Source organism: Hafnia alvei (assembly GCF_964063325.1).
Lineage (GTDB): Bacteria > Pseudomonadota > Gammaproteobacteria > Enterobacterales > Enterobacteriaceae > Hafnia > Hafnia alvei_B.
Genome location: NZ_OZ061315.1, coordinates 3,148,730 through 3,164,538, shown reverse-complemented (window position 1 = coordinate 3,164,538; position 15,809 = coordinate 3,148,730). Strand labels below are relative to the sequence as shown.

14 protein-coding genes and 1 pseudogene are annotated in these 15,809 nt (G+C 50.3%); 12 read left to right on the top strand and 3 right to left on the bottom strand.

Annotated features, from left to right (window positions below; all coding sequences use genetic code 11):
• Window positions 1–521: 521 nt before the first annotated feature.
• Window positions 522–1,015, bottom strand: a pseudogene (gene asr / locus AB3Y96_RS15030) (acid resistance repetitive basic protein Asr).
• A 156-nt stretch (window positions 1,016–1,171) separates the two neighbouring features.
• On the bottom strand, window positions 1,172–1,537 hold the full coding sequence (locus AB3Y96_RS15025; protein ID WP_367299586.1) for a DUF4186 domain-containing protein: 366 nt from the start codon (window positions 1,535–1,537) through the stop codon (window positions 1,172–1,174).
• A 202-nt stretch (window positions 1,538–1,739) separates the two neighbouring features.
• Between AB3Y96_RS15025 and AB3Y96_RS15020 the strand changes: the two genes are divergently transcribed.
• The 4 genes from AB3Y96_RS15020 to AB3Y96_RS15005 are packed head-to-tail and all read left to right on the top strand — an operon-like array spanning window position 1,740 to window position 5,448.
• On the top strand, window positions 1,740–2,117 hold the full coding sequence (locus AB3Y96_RS15020; RefSeq protein WP_072308440.1) for a copper resistance protein: 378 nt from the start codon (window positions 1,740–1,742) through the stop codon (window positions 2,115–2,117).
• Between the two features lie 52 nt (window positions 2,118–2,169).
• Window positions 2,170–4,197, top strand: coding sequence for a protein-disulfide reductase DsbD family protein (locus tag AB3Y96_RS15015; RefSeq protein ID WP_367299585.1), 2,028 nt, complete (start codon window positions 2,170–2,172; stop codon window positions 4,195–4,197).
• 4 nt (window positions 4,198–4,201) lie between these two features.
• A complete protein-coding gene (locus AB3Y96_RS15010) occupies window positions 4,202–4,945 on the top strand; it encodes a DsbA family protein (protein ID WP_367299584.1) in 744 nt (247 codons plus the stop codon).
• Window positions 4,942–5,448: a protein disulfide oxidoreductase gene (locus tag AB3Y96_RS15005; RefSeq protein ID WP_367299583.1), complete on the top strand. Its 507-nt coding sequence runs from the start codon at window positions 4,942–4,944 to the stop codon at window positions 5,446–5,448. The genes AB3Y96_RS15010 and AB3Y96_RS15005 overlap by 4 nt, the downstream gene beginning before the upstream one ends.
• 594 nt (window positions 5,449–6,042) lie before the next feature.
• Here AB3Y96_RS15005 and AB3Y96_RS15000 read toward each other — a convergent pair.
• Entirely contained in the window at window positions 6,043–6,972 is a 930-nt protein-coding gene (locus tag AB3Y96_RS15000) for a DMT family transporter (protein ID WP_367299582.1), read from the bottom strand.
• A 152-nt stretch (window positions 6,973–7,124) separates the two neighbouring features.
• Between AB3Y96_RS15000 and AB3Y96_RS14995 the strand changes: the two genes are divergently transcribed.
• The 8 genes from AB3Y96_RS14995 (at window position 7,125) to dedD (ending at window position 15,652) form a co-directional block, all read left to right on the top strand.
• Window positions 7,125–7,901 (top strand): helix-turn-helix transcriptional regulator, encoded by a 777-nt coding sequence (locus tag AB3Y96_RS14995; protein WP_367299581.1) that lies wholly within the window; start codon window positions 7,125–7,127, stop codon window positions 7,899–7,901.
• Window positions 7,902–8,009: 108 nt separating this feature from the next.
• The gene (pdxB, locus tag AB3Y96_RS14990) at window positions 8,010–9,137 is read left to right on the top strand and encodes a 4-phosphoerythronate dehydrogenase PdxB (RefSeq protein ID WP_367299580.1); all 1,128 of its coding nucleotides are present in this window, start codon (window positions 8,010–8,012) and stop codon (window positions 9,135–9,137) included.
• Between the two features lie 244 nt (window positions 9,138–9,381).
• Window positions 9,382–10,392, top strand: coding sequence for an aspartate-semialdehyde dehydrogenase (locus AB3Y96_RS14985; RefSeq protein WP_367299579.1), 1,011 nt, complete (start codon window positions 9,382–9,384; stop codon window positions 10,390–10,392).
• A 23-nt stretch (window positions 10,393–10,415) separates the two neighbouring features.
• On the top strand, window positions 10,416–11,255 hold the full coding sequence (gene truA, locus AB3Y96_RS14980) for a tRNA pseudouridine(38-40) synthase TruA (RefSeq protein WP_367300330.1): 840 nt from the start codon (window positions 10,416–10,418) through the stop codon (window positions 11,253–11,255).
• A gap of 92 nt (window positions 11,256–11,347) precedes the next feature.
• The gene (locus AB3Y96_RS14975) at window positions 11,348–12,013 is read left to right on the top strand and encodes a DedA family protein (RefSeq protein ID WP_072308449.1); all 666 of its coding nucleotides are present in this window, start codon (window positions 11,348–11,350) and stop codon (window positions 12,011–12,013) included.
• Window positions 12,014–12,413: 400 nt separating this feature from the next.
• A complete protein-coding gene (gene accD / locus AB3Y96_RS14970; RefSeq protein WP_040046406.1) occupies window positions 12,414–13,322 on the top strand; it encodes an acetyl-CoA carboxylase, carboxyltransferase subunit beta in 909 nt (302 codons plus the stop codon).
• A gap of 227 nt (window positions 13,323–13,549) precedes the next feature.
• Window positions 13,550–14,824, top strand: coding sequence for a bifunctional tetrahydrofolate synthase/dihydrofolate synthase (folC, locus tag AB3Y96_RS14965; protein WP_367300329.1), 1,275 nt, complete (start codon window positions 13,550–13,552; stop codon window positions 14,822–14,824).
• 15 nt (window positions 14,825–14,839) lie between these two features.
• Window positions 14,840–15,652: a cell division protein DedD gene (dedD, locus tag AB3Y96_RS14960; RefSeq protein ID WP_367299578.1), complete on the top strand. Its 813-nt coding sequence runs from the start codon at window positions 14,840–14,842 to the stop codon at window positions 15,650–15,652.
• The last annotated feature ends 157 nt before the right edge of the window (window positions 15,653–15,809 follow it).

Sequence of the window (15,809 nt, the reverse complement as noted above, 5' to 3'; positions counted from 1 at the left end):
GCGTGAAAGGATATATAGATTCTATATATCAATAAAGATTAAATTTTCAAAGACAAACACTAACATCACGACATGAGCAGCAATGAAGGCGGCACTGCGCAAGGTTAGCTGCTTAAAAAACAACTTAAGTAATAAGCTGGTTAAAATGATCATCATGGCATCCCTGTGATTAATAGTTCTAATATTTAAAATTAAAATAACAAGAGTTATTACTTTTACGTAGTTACCTATTAATTATTTTTAAGCATTCTATCTATTACCCATACCCATGTTCAAGGTGTGGAATATAAATAAATAAGTATATTCTTAGCTAAATAAAATAGAGCAAAATATTAGCGTGTAGAACCCTAAAGAATTTTACTCTGGGTATAGCGCTAGACGTTGGTTGAAGTGTTTGTGTTGGCGGTATTAAGTAGAGATATGTGGTGCTATGGTGCGTCAATTTTAGATTTTAAACTTAGAGCATAAAGAATAAGACCGCAGAATAATCTGCGGCCTTATTGATATCTAAACTTTTAAACTTATGCTTTTGGTGCTGCAGCAGTAGCTGGCGCTGCTTTTTTGTGATGCTGAGCTTTTTTAGCGGCCTGAGCTTTCTGAGCTACCGGTGCTGCTTTTTTGTGATGCTGAGTTTTTTAGCGGCCTGAGCTTTCTGAGCTACCGGCGCTGCTTTTTTGTGATGCTGTGCTTTTTTAGCGGCCTGAGCTTTCTGAGCTACCGGCGCTGCTTTTTTGTGATGCTGAGCTTTTTTAGCGGCCTGTGCTTTCTGGGCTACCGGCGCTGCTTTTTTAGTGTGTTTGGCTTTTTTAGCAGCCTGAGCTTTTTGCTCGGTGGTTGCTTTTTTATGGTGCTTCGCTTTTTTGTGGTGAGTGGTGCTGGTTGCTTTGGCAGCAGGTGCAGCAGCGGCCGTTGAAGACGCAGCCGGTGCAGCTGGCGCAGCGGTTGTTTCAGCAGCGAAAGCAACAGAAGACAGACCCATAGTAGCAGCAACAACCAGAGCTAAAACTTTTTTCATTTTCCATTCCTCAAGAATTTGTTTTTCATAAGCCCCTCGGTGGAGCCGGTGAATGAATAATAGGAGGATGGATGTCAACTTTCCGTAAGTGTTTGGTGTCGGTACGTAACGGCATGTACAACCTGTACATTGAAAGGTAAATAGAAAGGCAAATCGCTAAGGGTGGCCGCTGGTTTCACTCTCAATCCAGTGCGCAATAAAATTTACAACGTACTGTTTTTCTTCTTCGTTTAACGCTTTGCCCCGTGGAATGCGATGCCATTTTTCTAAACATCCCCGGCAGCATGTTGCCGTTGCGTGCTGTGCCACGAACACGGGATGACCACGCATCGGGGTTTGTTTGCCATCATTTTCAGGAAACGCAGGCGCTAAACGGGCATCTATAAAATCATAAGCATGGGATAAAATCACCGCGGTGCCTTTTTGCTGCAGGTAGGCACTGTCTTTGGCGTTGAGGTGAAACTTCATGCGAAAAGGGGAGCGTTGTAGGCGCGCCCAGATATTTTCAGCAGACTGATACACAACAAAATCCTAAATCTGACGAGTAACTGACGGGGTTACGATCCTCTAGCATCGTTAAAAATGCAAGTTCAGCGCGTAACAGGCGTTTTCCCAGCAGCATAAAACAGACAAACGTAAAGTTACCGCTAATGGGTTGTTTATCCTCGCTTACTCGGTAAGATAAGGCGTATCTATCTTTGGTGGTGAGAAATTTAAACGGTTTATGGTTGAACGGCAGCGTGTGGCTAAGTGGTTTCTGATATTGGCTTGTCTGGTCGTACTAACGTGTACAACTCAGCGCATGGCCGGTATGCACATGCTCAGTAAATACCTTCCCACTGATATTACGGCAACTCAAATGACTGGCGATTCACAGATCGGTGATAGCCAAGAAAGCCCCATTTCTCCCTGTGAGCTCAGTGCTAAGTCATTGCTTGCGGCTAACGGCATGGCGGTTGAACACCTGTTTTTTGCACTGCTGCTGTTTGTTGCTTTATTGCTTGAGCCCGCGCGGCAACTGCAATTACTCATTCCCCCTCTACGGGCGGTCTCTTTGCCCCGCTTGCGAGTACATCTCCGGCTGTGTGTTTTCCGAGAATAAATTTCTACGTAACTAACTGTTAACGTAGCGAAATTATTTTTGGAGAAAATCTATGTTCCTATTATTTAGGGCGCTGGCGTTCAGCCTGAGCCTCTGGTTGCCCATCTCTTGGGCAGCCGATAGTGGATGGTTGCAGAATCCACAAAACGACCATGCACAGGTCCGAATCAGCTCAAACCAGCCTGAAAACGGTATGGTGCGCCTTTTGCTTGATGTGAAGCTTAATGAGGGGTGGAAAACCTATTGGCGTTCACCGGGTGAGGGTGGTATTGCACCAGAAATTAAATGGCAAACGCCAATCGAAAGTATGCACTGGGGATGGCCAACGCCGCAGCGCTTTGACGTTTCTGGCATTTCAACTCAGGGATATCACGGCGATACCGTTTTTCCAATCACCGTAAATATTCCAGCATCAGCCCAGCGGCTACAAGGTGTACTGACACTTTCTACTTGTAGCAACGTTTGCGTGCTCAGCGATTTCCCTTTTGTTTTGGATCTCACACAAGCGGCACCCCAAGAATTTGAGCATGGTTTTACACGCGCTCAGGGAACGCTGCCGCTGGCAGAGGGCATGGTTAACCACGTTCAGGCCGGTTATCACAGCGGTGAACTGCGCGTAAGTGCCCAGAGAGAAGAGGGATGGCAAAAGCCCGAAGTTTTCTTTGATGTGCCAGACGGAGCTGATTTTGCCAAGCCCAAAATCCAAATTGACGGCAGTCGCCTTGTTGCCACGGTTCGCGTGACCGACGGTTGGGAGGGCAATGCGCCCGATCTTCACGGGCAAAAACTAAGTATGGTCTTTAGCGATGCGGGTATTGCCCAGCAGGCTATTCTCACCGTTGACGATCAACTGCCAGCTCCGGTCACCCCTGTTTTAGCACTATCAACGGCCATCCTATTTGCCTTGCTAGGAGGGCTGATTCTCAATCTGATGCCTTGTGTTCTACCTGTTTTAGCCATGAAGCTTGGATCCGTGTTGCAGCTGGAGAACCGTGAAAGTCGGGTCGTTCGTCGCCAATTTATGGCCTCGGCTGCCGGTATTCTCGTGTCGTTTTGGGCATTAGCCGGTGTGATGACGGCGTTGAGGCTAAGCCAGAGAGCGGTTGGTTGGGGGATCCAATTCCAAAGTCCGTGGTTTATCGGACTGATGGTGGTGGTCACGGCATTATTTAGTGCCAACTTGCTCGGCTTCTTTTCCATTCGCTTAGGCAGTAATACCACAACGCGGATAGCAACAGCCGGTGGCAACGGTAACAGCAGCCATTTTTGGCAGGGTGTTTTCGCCACGTTATTAGCCACGCCTTGCTCTGCACCATTCTTAGGTACGGCACTGGCGTTTGCGCTGGCGGCACCGATGACCGATCTCTGGCTAGTGTTTACGGCTTTGGGTATTGGTATGAGTTTGCCGTGGCTGCTGATTGCCGCTTTCCCGATCGCTGCAAAAATGCTGCCGAAGCCAGGACAATGGATGAACCGCTTACGCATCGTGCTGGGGATGATGATGCTGGCCTCAAGCCTGTGGCTGATTAGCCTGCTCACAGCGCATGTCGGAATACTGGCTGCGTGGTCTCTTTGTGCAGCGCTGCTGGTGGTATTGCTGATCCTAACGGGAATTCATTACGGGCGTCGGCAGTTGCTGATCTGGGGAGCGATATTGCTCTTGCTGACTGGCGCGACGCTAGCGGCGGGGTCGTTAAGCGCCGAGCATTGGCGCACGCCAATGACCGATAGTGTGCAGTGGCAGCCTTTAAGTGAAGAGGCTATTTCACAGGCGTTAAGCCAGAACAAAAGGGTGTTTGTTGATGTTACGGCAGACTGGTGTGTGACCTGTAAAGCGAATAAATACAACGTATTACTACGCGATGATGTGCAGAAGGCGTTGAATGAACCTGATGTTGTGGCTCTACGAGGTGACTGGACGACGCCATCATCTGCGATTAATCAATTCCTTCAACAACGCGGCGCAGTCGCGGTTCCGTTTAATCAAATTTATGGTCCAAACCTGCCAAACGGTGAGGTGCTTTCCCCATTGTTAGATCGTCAAATCCTACTTAAAACGCTGTCGAATGCTAAGGAATAATGCCATGAAAACCAAAATAACGATGCTAATCCAGAGTGCGTTGTTCTCTATTGCTGCCGTGAGTTTTACGGCTACTGCCGCTCCATTAACGGTTGAACAGCAGAATCAGGTGCGTGAATTAATACGCGAGACCTTAGTGAATAACCCACAGATCTTGGAAGAAGCGGTGACCGCATGGCAGCAGCAGAGTGCGGAACAGGCCGGAGCCCAGTTAAGTAAAGTGATTGAGCAAAACCATGATGCACTGTTTAACGACGCCGCCAGCCCACGTATTGGGGCTAAAAACGCCAAGCTTACGCTGGTTTCTTTCACTGACTATAACTGCCCTTACTGTAAACAGTTCGATCCACAGCTTGAGAAAATCGTTAAAAAATATCCAGACGTTGCGATTGTGATCAAGCTCTTACCTTTCAAAGGGGAAACGTCACAAAGCTCTGCACAATATGCTTTAACGCTGTGGCAGCAAAATCCCGCACGTTTTGAAGCGCTACATCAGCGACTGATGTCTAAAAAGGGCTATCACACCGACAGCAGCATCGCGAGCGCGTTAAAATCAACGGATAACGCTGGGCTGAAAATCGATGACAAAACCTTAGATGAAGTTCGTAGCAGCCTGCGTTTGGCCGATGTGATGGGGGTACAAGGAACGCCTGCAACGCTGATAGGTCAGCAAATGATCCCAGGAGCGATTAGCTATGACGATCTGGAGCAGGTGGTTAAAGCTGAATTAGCACGGGTATCCTCATGATGCGGCTAAAAAAATGGGCCAAGGAGCTGGCCATTTTTATGGTGGTTTTAGCTGCCTTCTCATGGGGAATGGATCAATGGCGCAAACCACAGCCGCCTGAGGTGATGCATTTGCCTGATGTCACGTTAGTTAATGGTCAAACAGTTTCATTAGCCGCGCTTAGCGCTGAAAAACCGCTGCTGATTTATTTTTGGGCGACGTGGTGTGGCGTATGCAAGCTAACTTCACCGATGGTTGAAGAGCTCCATAAGGACGGCGTGAACGTGCTTAGCATCGCGATTCGCTCTGGAGATGATGAACGTCTGATGCGAGGCATGGCGGCGAAAGGCTTAACTTTCCCTGTTGTGAACGATCGGTTGGGGCGCATGGGGGCAGAGTGGGACATTGGCGCGACGCCAACGTTTGTGATCCTTGATAAAGGCAACATGGTGAGTAGCACCAGCGGATGGAGCAGCGGTTGGGGGATCAAAATGAGGATGTGGTGGGCGGGCTTTAGTGGGTGAGTAGGGTTTCGTATGCTGGATAGATGTAAGGTTTAGACCGCCGATCATCTGTGAGCTTACGGTGTAAGGTTTCGACCGCCTATCAGCACCGGTATTCACATACAAACTAAGTCTAAGGCGTCCGATAAGGGTGGGCCAGAGCGCCCACCCTTAACCCGCGCTCTTTTATCCGCAATGCCATCTCCGCGCCGGGTCGGCATGCGCCATCCCTGGCGCCTCCTCCCCTTGTGGAAACCTCCTGTTTCCACTGCTCTAACTGCCAAGGCTTAAACAATTTAAAAGATAAGAAAGACAGAAATGTCTTTTGTCTTTTTTATGTTTAAAGAAAGCATTTTAGAGCCGCCAGCAGGGATGCTGGTGGCAGGTTGAGGGCGCACAGGACGTGCGCTCCGAGACCGGTCGGTCAAACGACTCAGTTAAAAGCGCGCGAGTTGAGAGTCCCCGCGCAACGGGACTCTCATCGGACGCCAACGCCAGTGGTTTCATAGAAATGTATTTGCTAATTGGCGTACGAAACCTTTCACCAATATCAGCATATGCGACCGGCGTCCGAAACCTTTCACCGTGCTAAATCTAAACAAAGTAACACTTAGGTTAATCAGCCGACGAGCAAACGTCCTTCTCTGTGTTATTCACGCTTTCAGATTTTTTTTTACGCGTTAGCGGAGTACGCAGGCGCTGAGCGACTACCACGCCGAGCAGGGCAATACCGCCGCCGATCAGATGATAGCTATGCAGCTGTTCGTGCAGGAACGATACGGCAATGATGGCGGTGAATACCGGCGTTAGATTCATAAAGATAGACGCTTTGTTAGCGCCTAATCGCACGACGCCTTGGATCCACAGAAAAGGCGCAATAATCGAAGCAGGAATACCGGCAAACAGAACCAAGGGAATATTTTGCGCGTTCAAACTTACGTTGTTGGTCAGCATAAAGTTAGGGATTAATAGCAACACACCAAAGACGATCTGAATATAAAGCGACTGCCAGTTGGGTAAATTGATATTCCAGCGTTTGGTTAACACGCCGTAAAGCGCGTAAGAAGCTGATGCCGCGAACATCATCAACTCGCCAGAACCAATGCCGTGAGTCAGCAGCTGTTGTGGATTACCTCCGCTCACCAGCCACACGAGGCCAAAGAATGACATCACGCTACCCAGTGCGATACCGACCGTGGGCACAATACGTAGCAGCCAAATGCTGATCAACACCGTTAACAGCGGGATAAGGGAGCTTAAAATACCCATAAACAAGGCGCTGACGCTGTGTGCGGCGTAATAAGCCAAGCTTTGATACAGCACCATGCCGAGCAACCCCAGAATCAGTAATTTTCCAAGATGCGGTCGAATGGCCTTTCGGTTGCGAATCACGCCGGGCAGTACAAAAGGCGTCAGTACTAACAACGCTAACACCCAACGATAAAATGAGATGGCCGCTGGATCGATAGCGCCAGCCGAAACCTTACTGACAATGGCGTTGATTGACCAAATCAGTACGGCAAAAAGTGGAAACAGTGCATTCATGATATTTCTTCTCAAAACATTATTGTCGACAACAGTGGCGACGAGCGTTAGTTTACGCGTGTCTGGTTTGTTAGATATAGTGATAACCAGACAAAATTTAATGAAATCCAGACAAACTGAATTATCACTTACTGTGATTGGGGCAAAGCGTTATGGCTCAGCAGCGCACATTTCCGACCTCTGAGGTGAGCTCGGTACGCAACTTGTTTTTCCGCTGCGAAGAGGTCAACGCGGATACCGAATATCTGCCACATAGTCATCCGTGGGGGCAGCTTATTTATATTAGAACCGGCGTATTGGCGTTGAACGTTGGCGACCAGCGTTTTCTCGCGCCGTCGAAATTTGCCGTTTGGTTACCGGTTGGCATTGAACATTCAAGCTACAACCGCAAACTGTCACAGTTTCGTACTATCAATATTAGTGCACGACTGTGCAAAGACTTACCTCCGCAGGCCTGTTTGCTTAACGTTAGCCCGCTGTTTAATGCCATTGTGGATGATTGCTTTGAGCGTGAACTGATTTTGCCGGAATCCCGTGAGGACATTCGCCTTTGCCGAGTCTTGGTGGATCAACTGAAACGGGCGCCGGTTCATCAAACCTATTTGCCCACTTCACAGGACAAATTTTTAGCGCCGGTGCTGCGTGTATTGGAAAGCTGCCCGTCAGATAACACGCCGCTCAGCGTTTGGGCGCAGCGGGTATACACCACCGAGCGCACGCTCTCTCGCCGTTGCCAGAATGAGCTCGGCATGTCCTTTAGCGAATGGCGCCAGCGCCTGCGTTTTCTGCACTCTTTGCCTTTATTAGAGCAGGGGAAAACCGTGCAGGAAGTCGCGTTGGAGGTGGGATACAGCTCGTCTTCGGCGTTTATTGTGATGTTCCAGCAAATTTCAGGCACAACGCCCGAACGATATCGAAAAGTCAGTTAATCAATGAAAGCGTGCTGACTTATTTGGGCTCCACCCCTAATTGGTGGCAAAATAGCGCTTCAATCATTTTCTTATTTACGCAGCGCAGTGCGCCGGCGGGAGAATTACGTGAAAATTCTGGTCGATGAAAATATGCCTTATGCGGGTGAGTTATTCAGCCGCTTAGGAAATGTACAGGCAGTCCGCGGGCGTCCATTGCCTGCCGAGGCGTTGGTTGGCGCAGATGCGCTGATGGTGCGTTCGGTCACTAAGGTGAATGCTGAGTTACTCAGCGGTACCAGCGTTCGCTTTGTCGGCACCGCCACTGCGGGCACCGATCACGTTGATGATAAATGGTTGAGTGATAACAATATTGGTTTTTCTGCGGCGCCAGGCTGTAATGCCATTGCCGTCGTGGAGTATGTCTTTTCTGCTTTAATGATGCTGGCCGAACGCGATGGTTTCGACCTGCGTCAAAAAACAGTGGGTATCGTCGGCGTGGGGAACGTGGGGTCGCGGTTGAATCGCCGCCTGCAAGCATTGGGTGTGCAAACGTTGCTTTGCGATCCACCTCGTGCGGCGAAGGGCGATGCTGAAACATTTTATCCGCTGGAAAAATTGGTTCAGGATGCCGATATTCTGACTTTCCACACGCCGTTGAATAAAACGGGTGAGGACAAAACGCTGCATTTGGTCGATGCTGAACTGCTGGCGGCATTGCCTGAAAATCGCATTTTGATTAATGCGGCGCGTGGCCCGATTGTTGATAATGCGGCTTTGCTGGCCGCGTTGAAAAACGGTAAAAAACTGAGCGTGATCCTCGACGTGTGGGAACCTGAGCCAGAGCTTTCTTTAGCGCTGCTGGATTTGGTTGATATCGGTACGCCGCATATCGCCGGTTATAGTTTGGAAGGCAAAGCGCGCGGCACTACACAGGTCTTTGAAGCCTACAGCGAGTTTATCGGGCAGCCACAGCACGTTGCGTTAAGCGAGCTGTTACCGGTGCCAGAAATCGCGAGCGTAACCGTTCATGGTGCGCTGGATCAGGCAAAGCTCAAACGTCTGATGCATCTAGTGTATGATGTGCGCCGCGACGATGCGCCGCTGCGTCGTGTTGCAGGACAGGCCGGTGAGTTTGACCGCCTGCGTAAGCATTATCAGGAGCGCCGTGAATGGTCTTCGTTATGCGTGAAATGTGACGACAATGCGAGCGTTGAGCTATTGAATGCGCTGGGGTTTAGCGCCGAATTAATCTAGTGAGTGTGGCTTAGCTCTTATCCGCTTTTGTGATGAGAGAAATGACCCCACCCCAACCCTCCCCTTGTCAGGGGAGGGGGCTTATCGAGTTTATCGAATGAGATCTCAGCTCGACTTCTTTCCAAGCGAAGGGGAGGTTGGGAGGGGGTCTAGTTCATAGTGACTCAACGTTTTGTTTTCCAGCGCCCGTTTTGCTTAACCAAGTGATGTCGGGCGCTCTGTATTTTTGCTTTTGGAGAAGAACATGACTGACGGCTGGAATATCGCCTTGTTAGGAGCGACCGGTGCGGTAGGTAGCGCACTGATGGAACAGTTGGCGGAACGTGAATTCCCGGTAGGAGAATTATTCCCTCTGGCTAGCGAGCGCAGCGCAGGTGAATCTGTGCGCTTTAACGGCAAGCAAATCCTGGTAGAAAACGCGGCCGAGTTTGATTGGTCACAGGTACAGTTGGCATTCTTCGTCGCCGGACCAGAAGCGTCTTTGCGCTATGCGGAAGAGGCCGGAAATGCGGGCTGTTTAGTGATTGATAGCAGCGATGCGTTTGCTATGGAACCTGATGTTCCGCTGGTGGTTCCAAGTGTGAACCCACAGGCGCTGTCTGAATATCGTAACCGCAATATCGTGGTTGTCGCTGATAGCCTAGTGAGCCAATTATTGACGGCGATCCGTCCGTTGACCGACGAAGCGGGCCTGTCTCGCATTCACGTTACCAGCCTGTTGTCTGCTTCGGCGCACGGCAAAGCGGCGGTTGACGATCTTGCAGGGCAAAGCGCCCGTTTGCTAAACGGCATTCCTTTCGAGCCAGGCTTATTCCAGAAACAGCTGGCATTTAACCTGTTGCCGCTGGTGGCTGATGCGCAGGGCAGCGTACGTGAAGAGCGTCGCATGGTCGATCAGGTACGTAAGATTTTACAAGATGAAAGCCTGCCGATGTCGGTTAGCGTGATCCAGTCTCCGGTGTTTTATGGCCACGCGCAAACCGTGCACCTCGAGACACTGCGTCCGATATCTTCTGAAGAAGCGCGCGATGTGTTTGGCCGTTTAGACAGCATCGAGTTAAGCGAAGAGAATGATTACCCAACGCAGGTGGGTGACGCATCGGGTAATCCGCTGCTGAGCATCGGCTGTGTGCGTAATGACTACGGTTCACCTGATGTGGTTCAGTTCTGGTCGGTCGCGGATAACGTGCGTTTTGGTGGCGCTTTGATGGCTATCGAAACAGCGGAGCGCCTGATTCAGGAGTACATGTACTAATGTCTGATGTGTCGTTATCCGGTATGGATGCAGATGTAGCAGCGGCAGAGCCAGAGGCTCTGCCAGCCAAACCGGTGTATAAAATCGCGCTCGGTATTGAGTATGACGGCAGCCAATACGCAGGATGGCAGCGCCAGCTTGATGCACCAAGCGTGCAGGAGTGCCTTGAAAAAGCGTTGAGTAAGGTTGCCTGCGAGCCGATTACGGTCTCTTGTGCGGGCCGAACCGATGCTGGCGTTCATGCCACCGGACAAGTCGTCCATTTCGAGACGCATGTTGTGCGTAAAGATGCGGCGTGGACGATGGGCGTGAATACCCATATGCCAAAAGATATTGCGGTACGCTGGGTAACAAGCGTCAGCGAAGATTTTCACGCACGTTTTAGCGCTACGGCTCGCCGTTATCGCTATGTCATCTACAATCATCGCTACCGTCAGGCCGTTTTACAAAGTGGTCTGACGCATTTTTACCATCATTTAGACGCAGAACGGATGGAGCGAGCAGGGCAGGCTCTGCTGGGCGAAAATGACTTCACGTCATTTCGTGCCTCACAGTGTCAGTCACGAACGCCGTGGCGTAATGTGTCGCACCTGAAGGTAACGCGTTTAGGTGATTACGTGATTGTTGATATCAAAGCCAATGCCTTTGTCCATCATATGGTGCGTAATATCGTGGGTAGCCTGATGGAAATTGGCTGTGGTAATCAACCTGAAAGCTGGATGGCTGAGTTGTTGGCGGCCAAAGATCGCAAGTTGGCAGCGGCAACGGCTAAGGCCGCCGGATTGTATCTGGTGTCTGTTGATTATCCTGAACACTTTGGTTTACCTAAGGTTTCGATGGGGCCGCTGTTTTTAGCAGATTAGTTTTTAGCCGATTAGTTTTGAGCTAATGAGTTTTTTGCGGCCCGTTTTTTGGCTGGTGGATGCCGCCAGCGTTATTTGGAGAGTGAAGTGCCATGGAATACATTCACTGGGTAATCGATTTTATTCTGCACATTGACGTGCATCTGGCCGAGTTGGTTGCACAGTATGGCGTGTGGGTTTATGCCATTCTGTTCCTGATCCTATTCTGCGAGACCGGTTTGGTGGTAACGCCATTCTTGCCGGGAGATTCTTTGCTGTTTGTGGCGGGAGCGCTGGCGGCGTTGCCCACTAACGATCTCAACGTGCATACCATGGTGGCGTTAATGATCGCCGCGGCCATTATTGGTGATGCGGTGAACTACACTATCGGTCGAGTGTTCGGAGAGAAGTTATTTAGCAACCCGAACTCCAAGATTTTCCGTCGTAGCTATCTGGATAAAACCCATGCGTTCTACGATAAGCATGGCGGGAAAACCATTATCTTGGCGCGATTTGTTCCTATCGTACGTACTTTTGCGCCGTTCGTTGCAGGTATGGGGCATATGTCCTATCGCCACTTTGCGATGTTCAACGTGATTGGCGCATTGCTGTGGGTTCTGCTATTTACCTACGCCGGCTATCTGTTCGGGAATGTGCCGGTGGTGCAGGAAAACTTGAAACTGCTGATCGTCGCGATTATTGTGCTCTCTATTCTGCCGGGTGTGATCGAGGTATGGCGTCACAAGCGTGCAGCAAAAAAATCAGCATCTAACGGATAGGTCGCTGTCACAGTTGAGAAATAAATTGTGTTTATTGTTCACTCAGAGTGTTCAATAAATGTAAACTCCACGCGGTTCGACCAGTTTTTTATCCACAGAGTCGAACCGTTGTGGTTTAATGAACGGCATTTATGGTCTGTTCCTGCTGGTATATCCGTCATCTTTCACGTTGCAGGTGTGTTGGCCGCACGCGTTCATCCGAATCACTGACTGATGTCAGCCTATCGGAATTTATGCGCTTGCCGCTTTCCTGCACCATGAAATATATAGGGTATAGTCTTGAGCGTTTTGATCCCAAAGCCGATTGGCTACGGTGATTTTAAAGACTATAGCTACAACGTTACATAATGGCATGAACAGAGGACTGGCATTTCGCCAGGTTCAAACAGAAAGGTCATCGATGAGCTGGATTGAACGAATTCTTAACAAAAGTAATATCACGCAAACCCGCAAGGCGAGCATTCCTGAAGGTGTCTGGACCAAATGCGACAGCTGCGGTCAGGTACTTTATCGTGCCGAGCTGGAGCGTAATCTAGACGTTTGCCCAAAATGCGATCACCACATGCGTATGTCTGCGCGTATGCGTTTGCATACTTTGCTGGACGAAGGCAGTGAGGTTGAGCTGGGAAGCGAGCTGGAGCCGAAGGATATTCTTAAGTTTAAGGACTCCAAAAAATATAAAGATCGCATCTCTGCGGCGCAGAAAGAAACCGGTGAAAAAGACGCATTAATCGTGATGAAAGGCACCCTGAAAGGTATGCCTGTCGTTGCGGCGTCATTTGAATTTGCCTTCATGGGCGGTTCAATGGCTTCTGTGGTCGGTGCGCGCTTCGTGCGTGCGGTTGAGCAGGCGCTGGAAGATAACTGTGCGCTAATTTGTTTCTCTGCCAGCGGCGGTGCCCGTATGCAGGAAGCATTGATGTCCCTGATGCAGATGGCAAAAACCAGTGCTGCATTGGCTAAGTTGCAAGAACGCGGTCTACCTTATATCTCGGTACTGACTGACCCAACCATGGGTGGTGTTTCTGCAAGTTTGGCGATGCTGGGTGACATTAACGTCGCTGAGCCAAAAGCGCTGATCGGCTTTGCCGGCCCTCGCGTGATCGAGCAGACCGTGCGTGAGAAATTGCCAGCAGGTTTCCAGCGCAGTGAGTTCCTGATCGAGAAAGGTGCGATCGATATGATTGTCCGTCGTCCAGAAATGCGCGATAAATTGGCAAGCCTTGTGGCTAAAATGACAGGGCAACCAGAACCTGTCAGCAGTGAAGTCGTTCGCGAAATCCCTGTTGAAGGCGAGACTCAAGACTAAGTCTTTTCTCCTCCTCTGGTTGTATACCCTCACCATACGGGTTGCAGAAAGTCGGCAAATTTGTAGATACCTAGAGCATCGATCGTGATGTGCCTAGGGAAATTGCTTAGTCGATGTATATGCAGCCTGTCGTCATACGGGTATAGCAGTCTTATATCATAGCCCCATTCGGGGCTTTGTTGACTTCTTGAACCGGTTTGAACGGGACTCATGAACGATCAATGACTATGAACAATCTCCCTATCCCCCAAGCCACGTCGAACTTGAACGAATGGCTGCACTATCTAGAACACCTGCACAGTAAAACGATTGAGTTGGGACTGGATCGCGTTAAGCGCGTCGCTGAAAAGCTCGATTTACTCAAGCCTGCACCTACCGTATTTACCGTTGCCGGTACCAATGGCAAAGGCACCACCTGCCGAACCTTAGAATCGATCCTAATGGCCGCCGGCTTTCGTGTGGGCGTATACAGTTCCCCACATCTGCTGCGCTATACCGAGCGAGTACGTATCCAGGGTGAAGAGCTCAGCGAAGCCGACCACTGCCGCTCGTTTGCAGCCTTAGAAGCTGGGCGCGGCGATATCTCTCTGACCTATTTCGAATACGGCACGCTTTCGGCACTGCAGCTGTTTAAACAGTCAGCGCTGGACGTGGTGATCTTGGAGGTCGGTCTCGGTGGTCGTTTAGATGCAACAAACATTGTTGATCCTAGCGTGGCGGTGGTGACCAGTATTGCGCTGGATCATACCGACTGGCTGGGGCCGGATCGTGAAAGTATCGGGCGTGAAAAAGCAGGCATTTTCCGTGCAGGTATTCCGGCGATTGTGGGTGAGCCTGATATGCCGCTGACAATTGCCGAGGTTGCCGTAGAAAAGGGCGCGCAGCTATATCGCCGTGGTCACGATTGGAACTTCAGTGCCACCCAGCTCGATTGGCAATGGCAGGATGCAGACACCACGTGGTCGCACCTTCCACTACCGAAGGTTCCACTGCCTAATGCCGCCACTGCGCTGGCCGCGCTGCGTCACTGTGCGCTTAAGGTTGATGAATCGGCGATTCGCCAAGGGCTTGAAACCGCGCAGTTACCCGGTCGATTCCAAATTATCAGCGAGCAGCCTGTGCTAATTTTGGATGTGGCACATAATCCTCATGCGGCCGGTTATTTGGCGGGGCGTTTGCAGCAGTTGCTAGAACAGCGTCCGACTACGCAGCCACGGCGCGTACGTGCCGTCGTGGGCATGTTGGAAGATAAAGATATTGCGGGCACGCTGGCGTGTTTAAAACCACTGATCGATGAATGGTACTGCGCGCCGCTGGAAGGCCCGCGTGGTGCTCCAGCAGAGCGTTTGGCCGAACATTTGGATGAACCAAACGTGTTTGCCGACGTCGAAAGTGCATGGCAAAAAGCGATGCATGATGCGGCTCCACAGGATATTGTGATTGTTTGTGGCTCATTCCATACCGTTGCGCATGTTATGGCGGTATTAGAAACGCATCATTAGAAACGGAGAGAGCGAGTGGCAAGTAAGTTTCAAAATCGACTGGTTGGCACGGTCATTATCGTTGCGCTGGGCGTCATCGTTTTGCCCGGTTTGTTAGACGGGCAGAAAAAACATTATCAGGATGAGTTTGCTGCTATTCCGCTGGTGCCAAAGCCAGGTGAGGATGATCCTACAGACGTTATTCCTCCGGTAACTCAACCTCTGAGCGAAACGCCTCAGACACCGCAGGAAGGTGCGAATGCGCAGGCACCAATGGATAACGGCAACGTGCCGACTCAAGACCGTGAAGGGGCAAGCACGGCGGTTTCGCCTAATACCCATCAAGGGCGCGGAGATATGGTTGAACTGAAGCCGGTTGAAAGTAAGCCGGTAGAAAATAAACCTGTTGAACAGCCTAAGCCGGTGAAGAAACCTGTCGAGAAGCCGAAGCCAGTCGAACCGCCGAAAATGGTAGAAGCTAAACCTAAGCCGGTCGAGAAGTCTGTTGAACAGCCAAAACCGGTTGAGCAACCCAAGCCAGTCGAACAGCCTAAACCCGTAGAGCAAGCCAAACCAGCGGCGGTGCCGGAAGAAAAAGCACCGGCGGGGCAAGCGTATGTGGTACAGCTGGGGGCATTACGTAATGCGTCTAAAGCGAGTGAGATTGTGGCTAAGCTGCGGTTGTCTGGTTACCGTGCTTATACGGTGCCGGCGACGCCGGTTCAGGGCGAAATCACTCGTCTGTTTGTAGGGCCAGATGCCTCTAAACAAAAACTACAGTCTGCTCTGCCTGAACTGAATAGCATTAGTGGCTTGAATGGTCAGGTGCGCAGCTATAGCGGCAAATAGCGGTCAATAGGCGTTTAGAACGTCAATTCATCTAAACAATGAGTTGTGTTCGATTTTACAGCAGCTTTGTTCCCAGCAATGAGAGCAGGGCTGTTGTTCTATTTGGATTGATACATTTGGGCGTTGGTTTAGCCGAGGGTACTGGCTGAATCTGTGT

Coding starts and splice junctions, on each gene's coding strand:
- accD (WP_040046406.1), top strand. CDS start 12,414: ATGAGCTGGATTGAACGAATTCTTAACAAAAGTAATATCACGCAAACC.
- AB3Y96_RS15020 (WP_072308440.1), top strand. CDS start 1,740: ATGGTTGAACGGCAGCGTGTGGCTAAGTGGTTTCTGATATTGGCTTGT.
- AB3Y96_RS14985 (WP_367299579.1), top strand. CDS start 9,382: ATGACTGACGGCTGGAATATCGCCTTGTTAGGAGCGACCGGTGCGGTA.
- AB3Y96_RS15010 (WP_367299584.1), top strand. CDS start 4,202: ATGAAAACCAAAATAACGATGCTAATCCAGAGTGCGTTGTTCTCTATT.
- folC (WP_367300329.1), top strand. CDS start 13,550: ATGAACAATCTCCCTATCCCCCAAGCCACGTCGAACTTGAACGAATGG.
- AB3Y96_RS15000 (WP_367299582.1), bottom strand. CDS start 6,972: ATGAATGCACTGTTTCCACTTTTTGCCGTACTGATTTGGTCAATCAAC.
- AB3Y96_RS15005 (WP_367299583.1), top strand. CDS start 4,942: ATGATGCGGCTAAAAAAATGGGCCAAGGAGCTGGCCATTTTTATGGTG.
- truA (WP_367300330.1), top strand. CDS start 10,416: ATGGATGCAGATGTAGCAGCGGCAGAGCCAGAGGCTCTGCCAGCCAAA.
- AB3Y96_RS14995 (WP_367299581.1), top strand. CDS start 7,125: ATGGCTCAGCAGCGCACATTTCCGACCTCTGAGGTGAGCTCGGTACGC.
- AB3Y96_RS15015 (WP_367299585.1), top strand. CDS start 2,170: ATGTTCCTATTATTTAGGGCGCTGGCGTTCAGCCTGAGCCTCTGGTTG.
- AB3Y96_RS14975 (WP_072308449.1), top strand. CDS start 11,348: ATGGAATACATTCACTGGGTAATCGATTTTATTCTGCACATTGACGTG.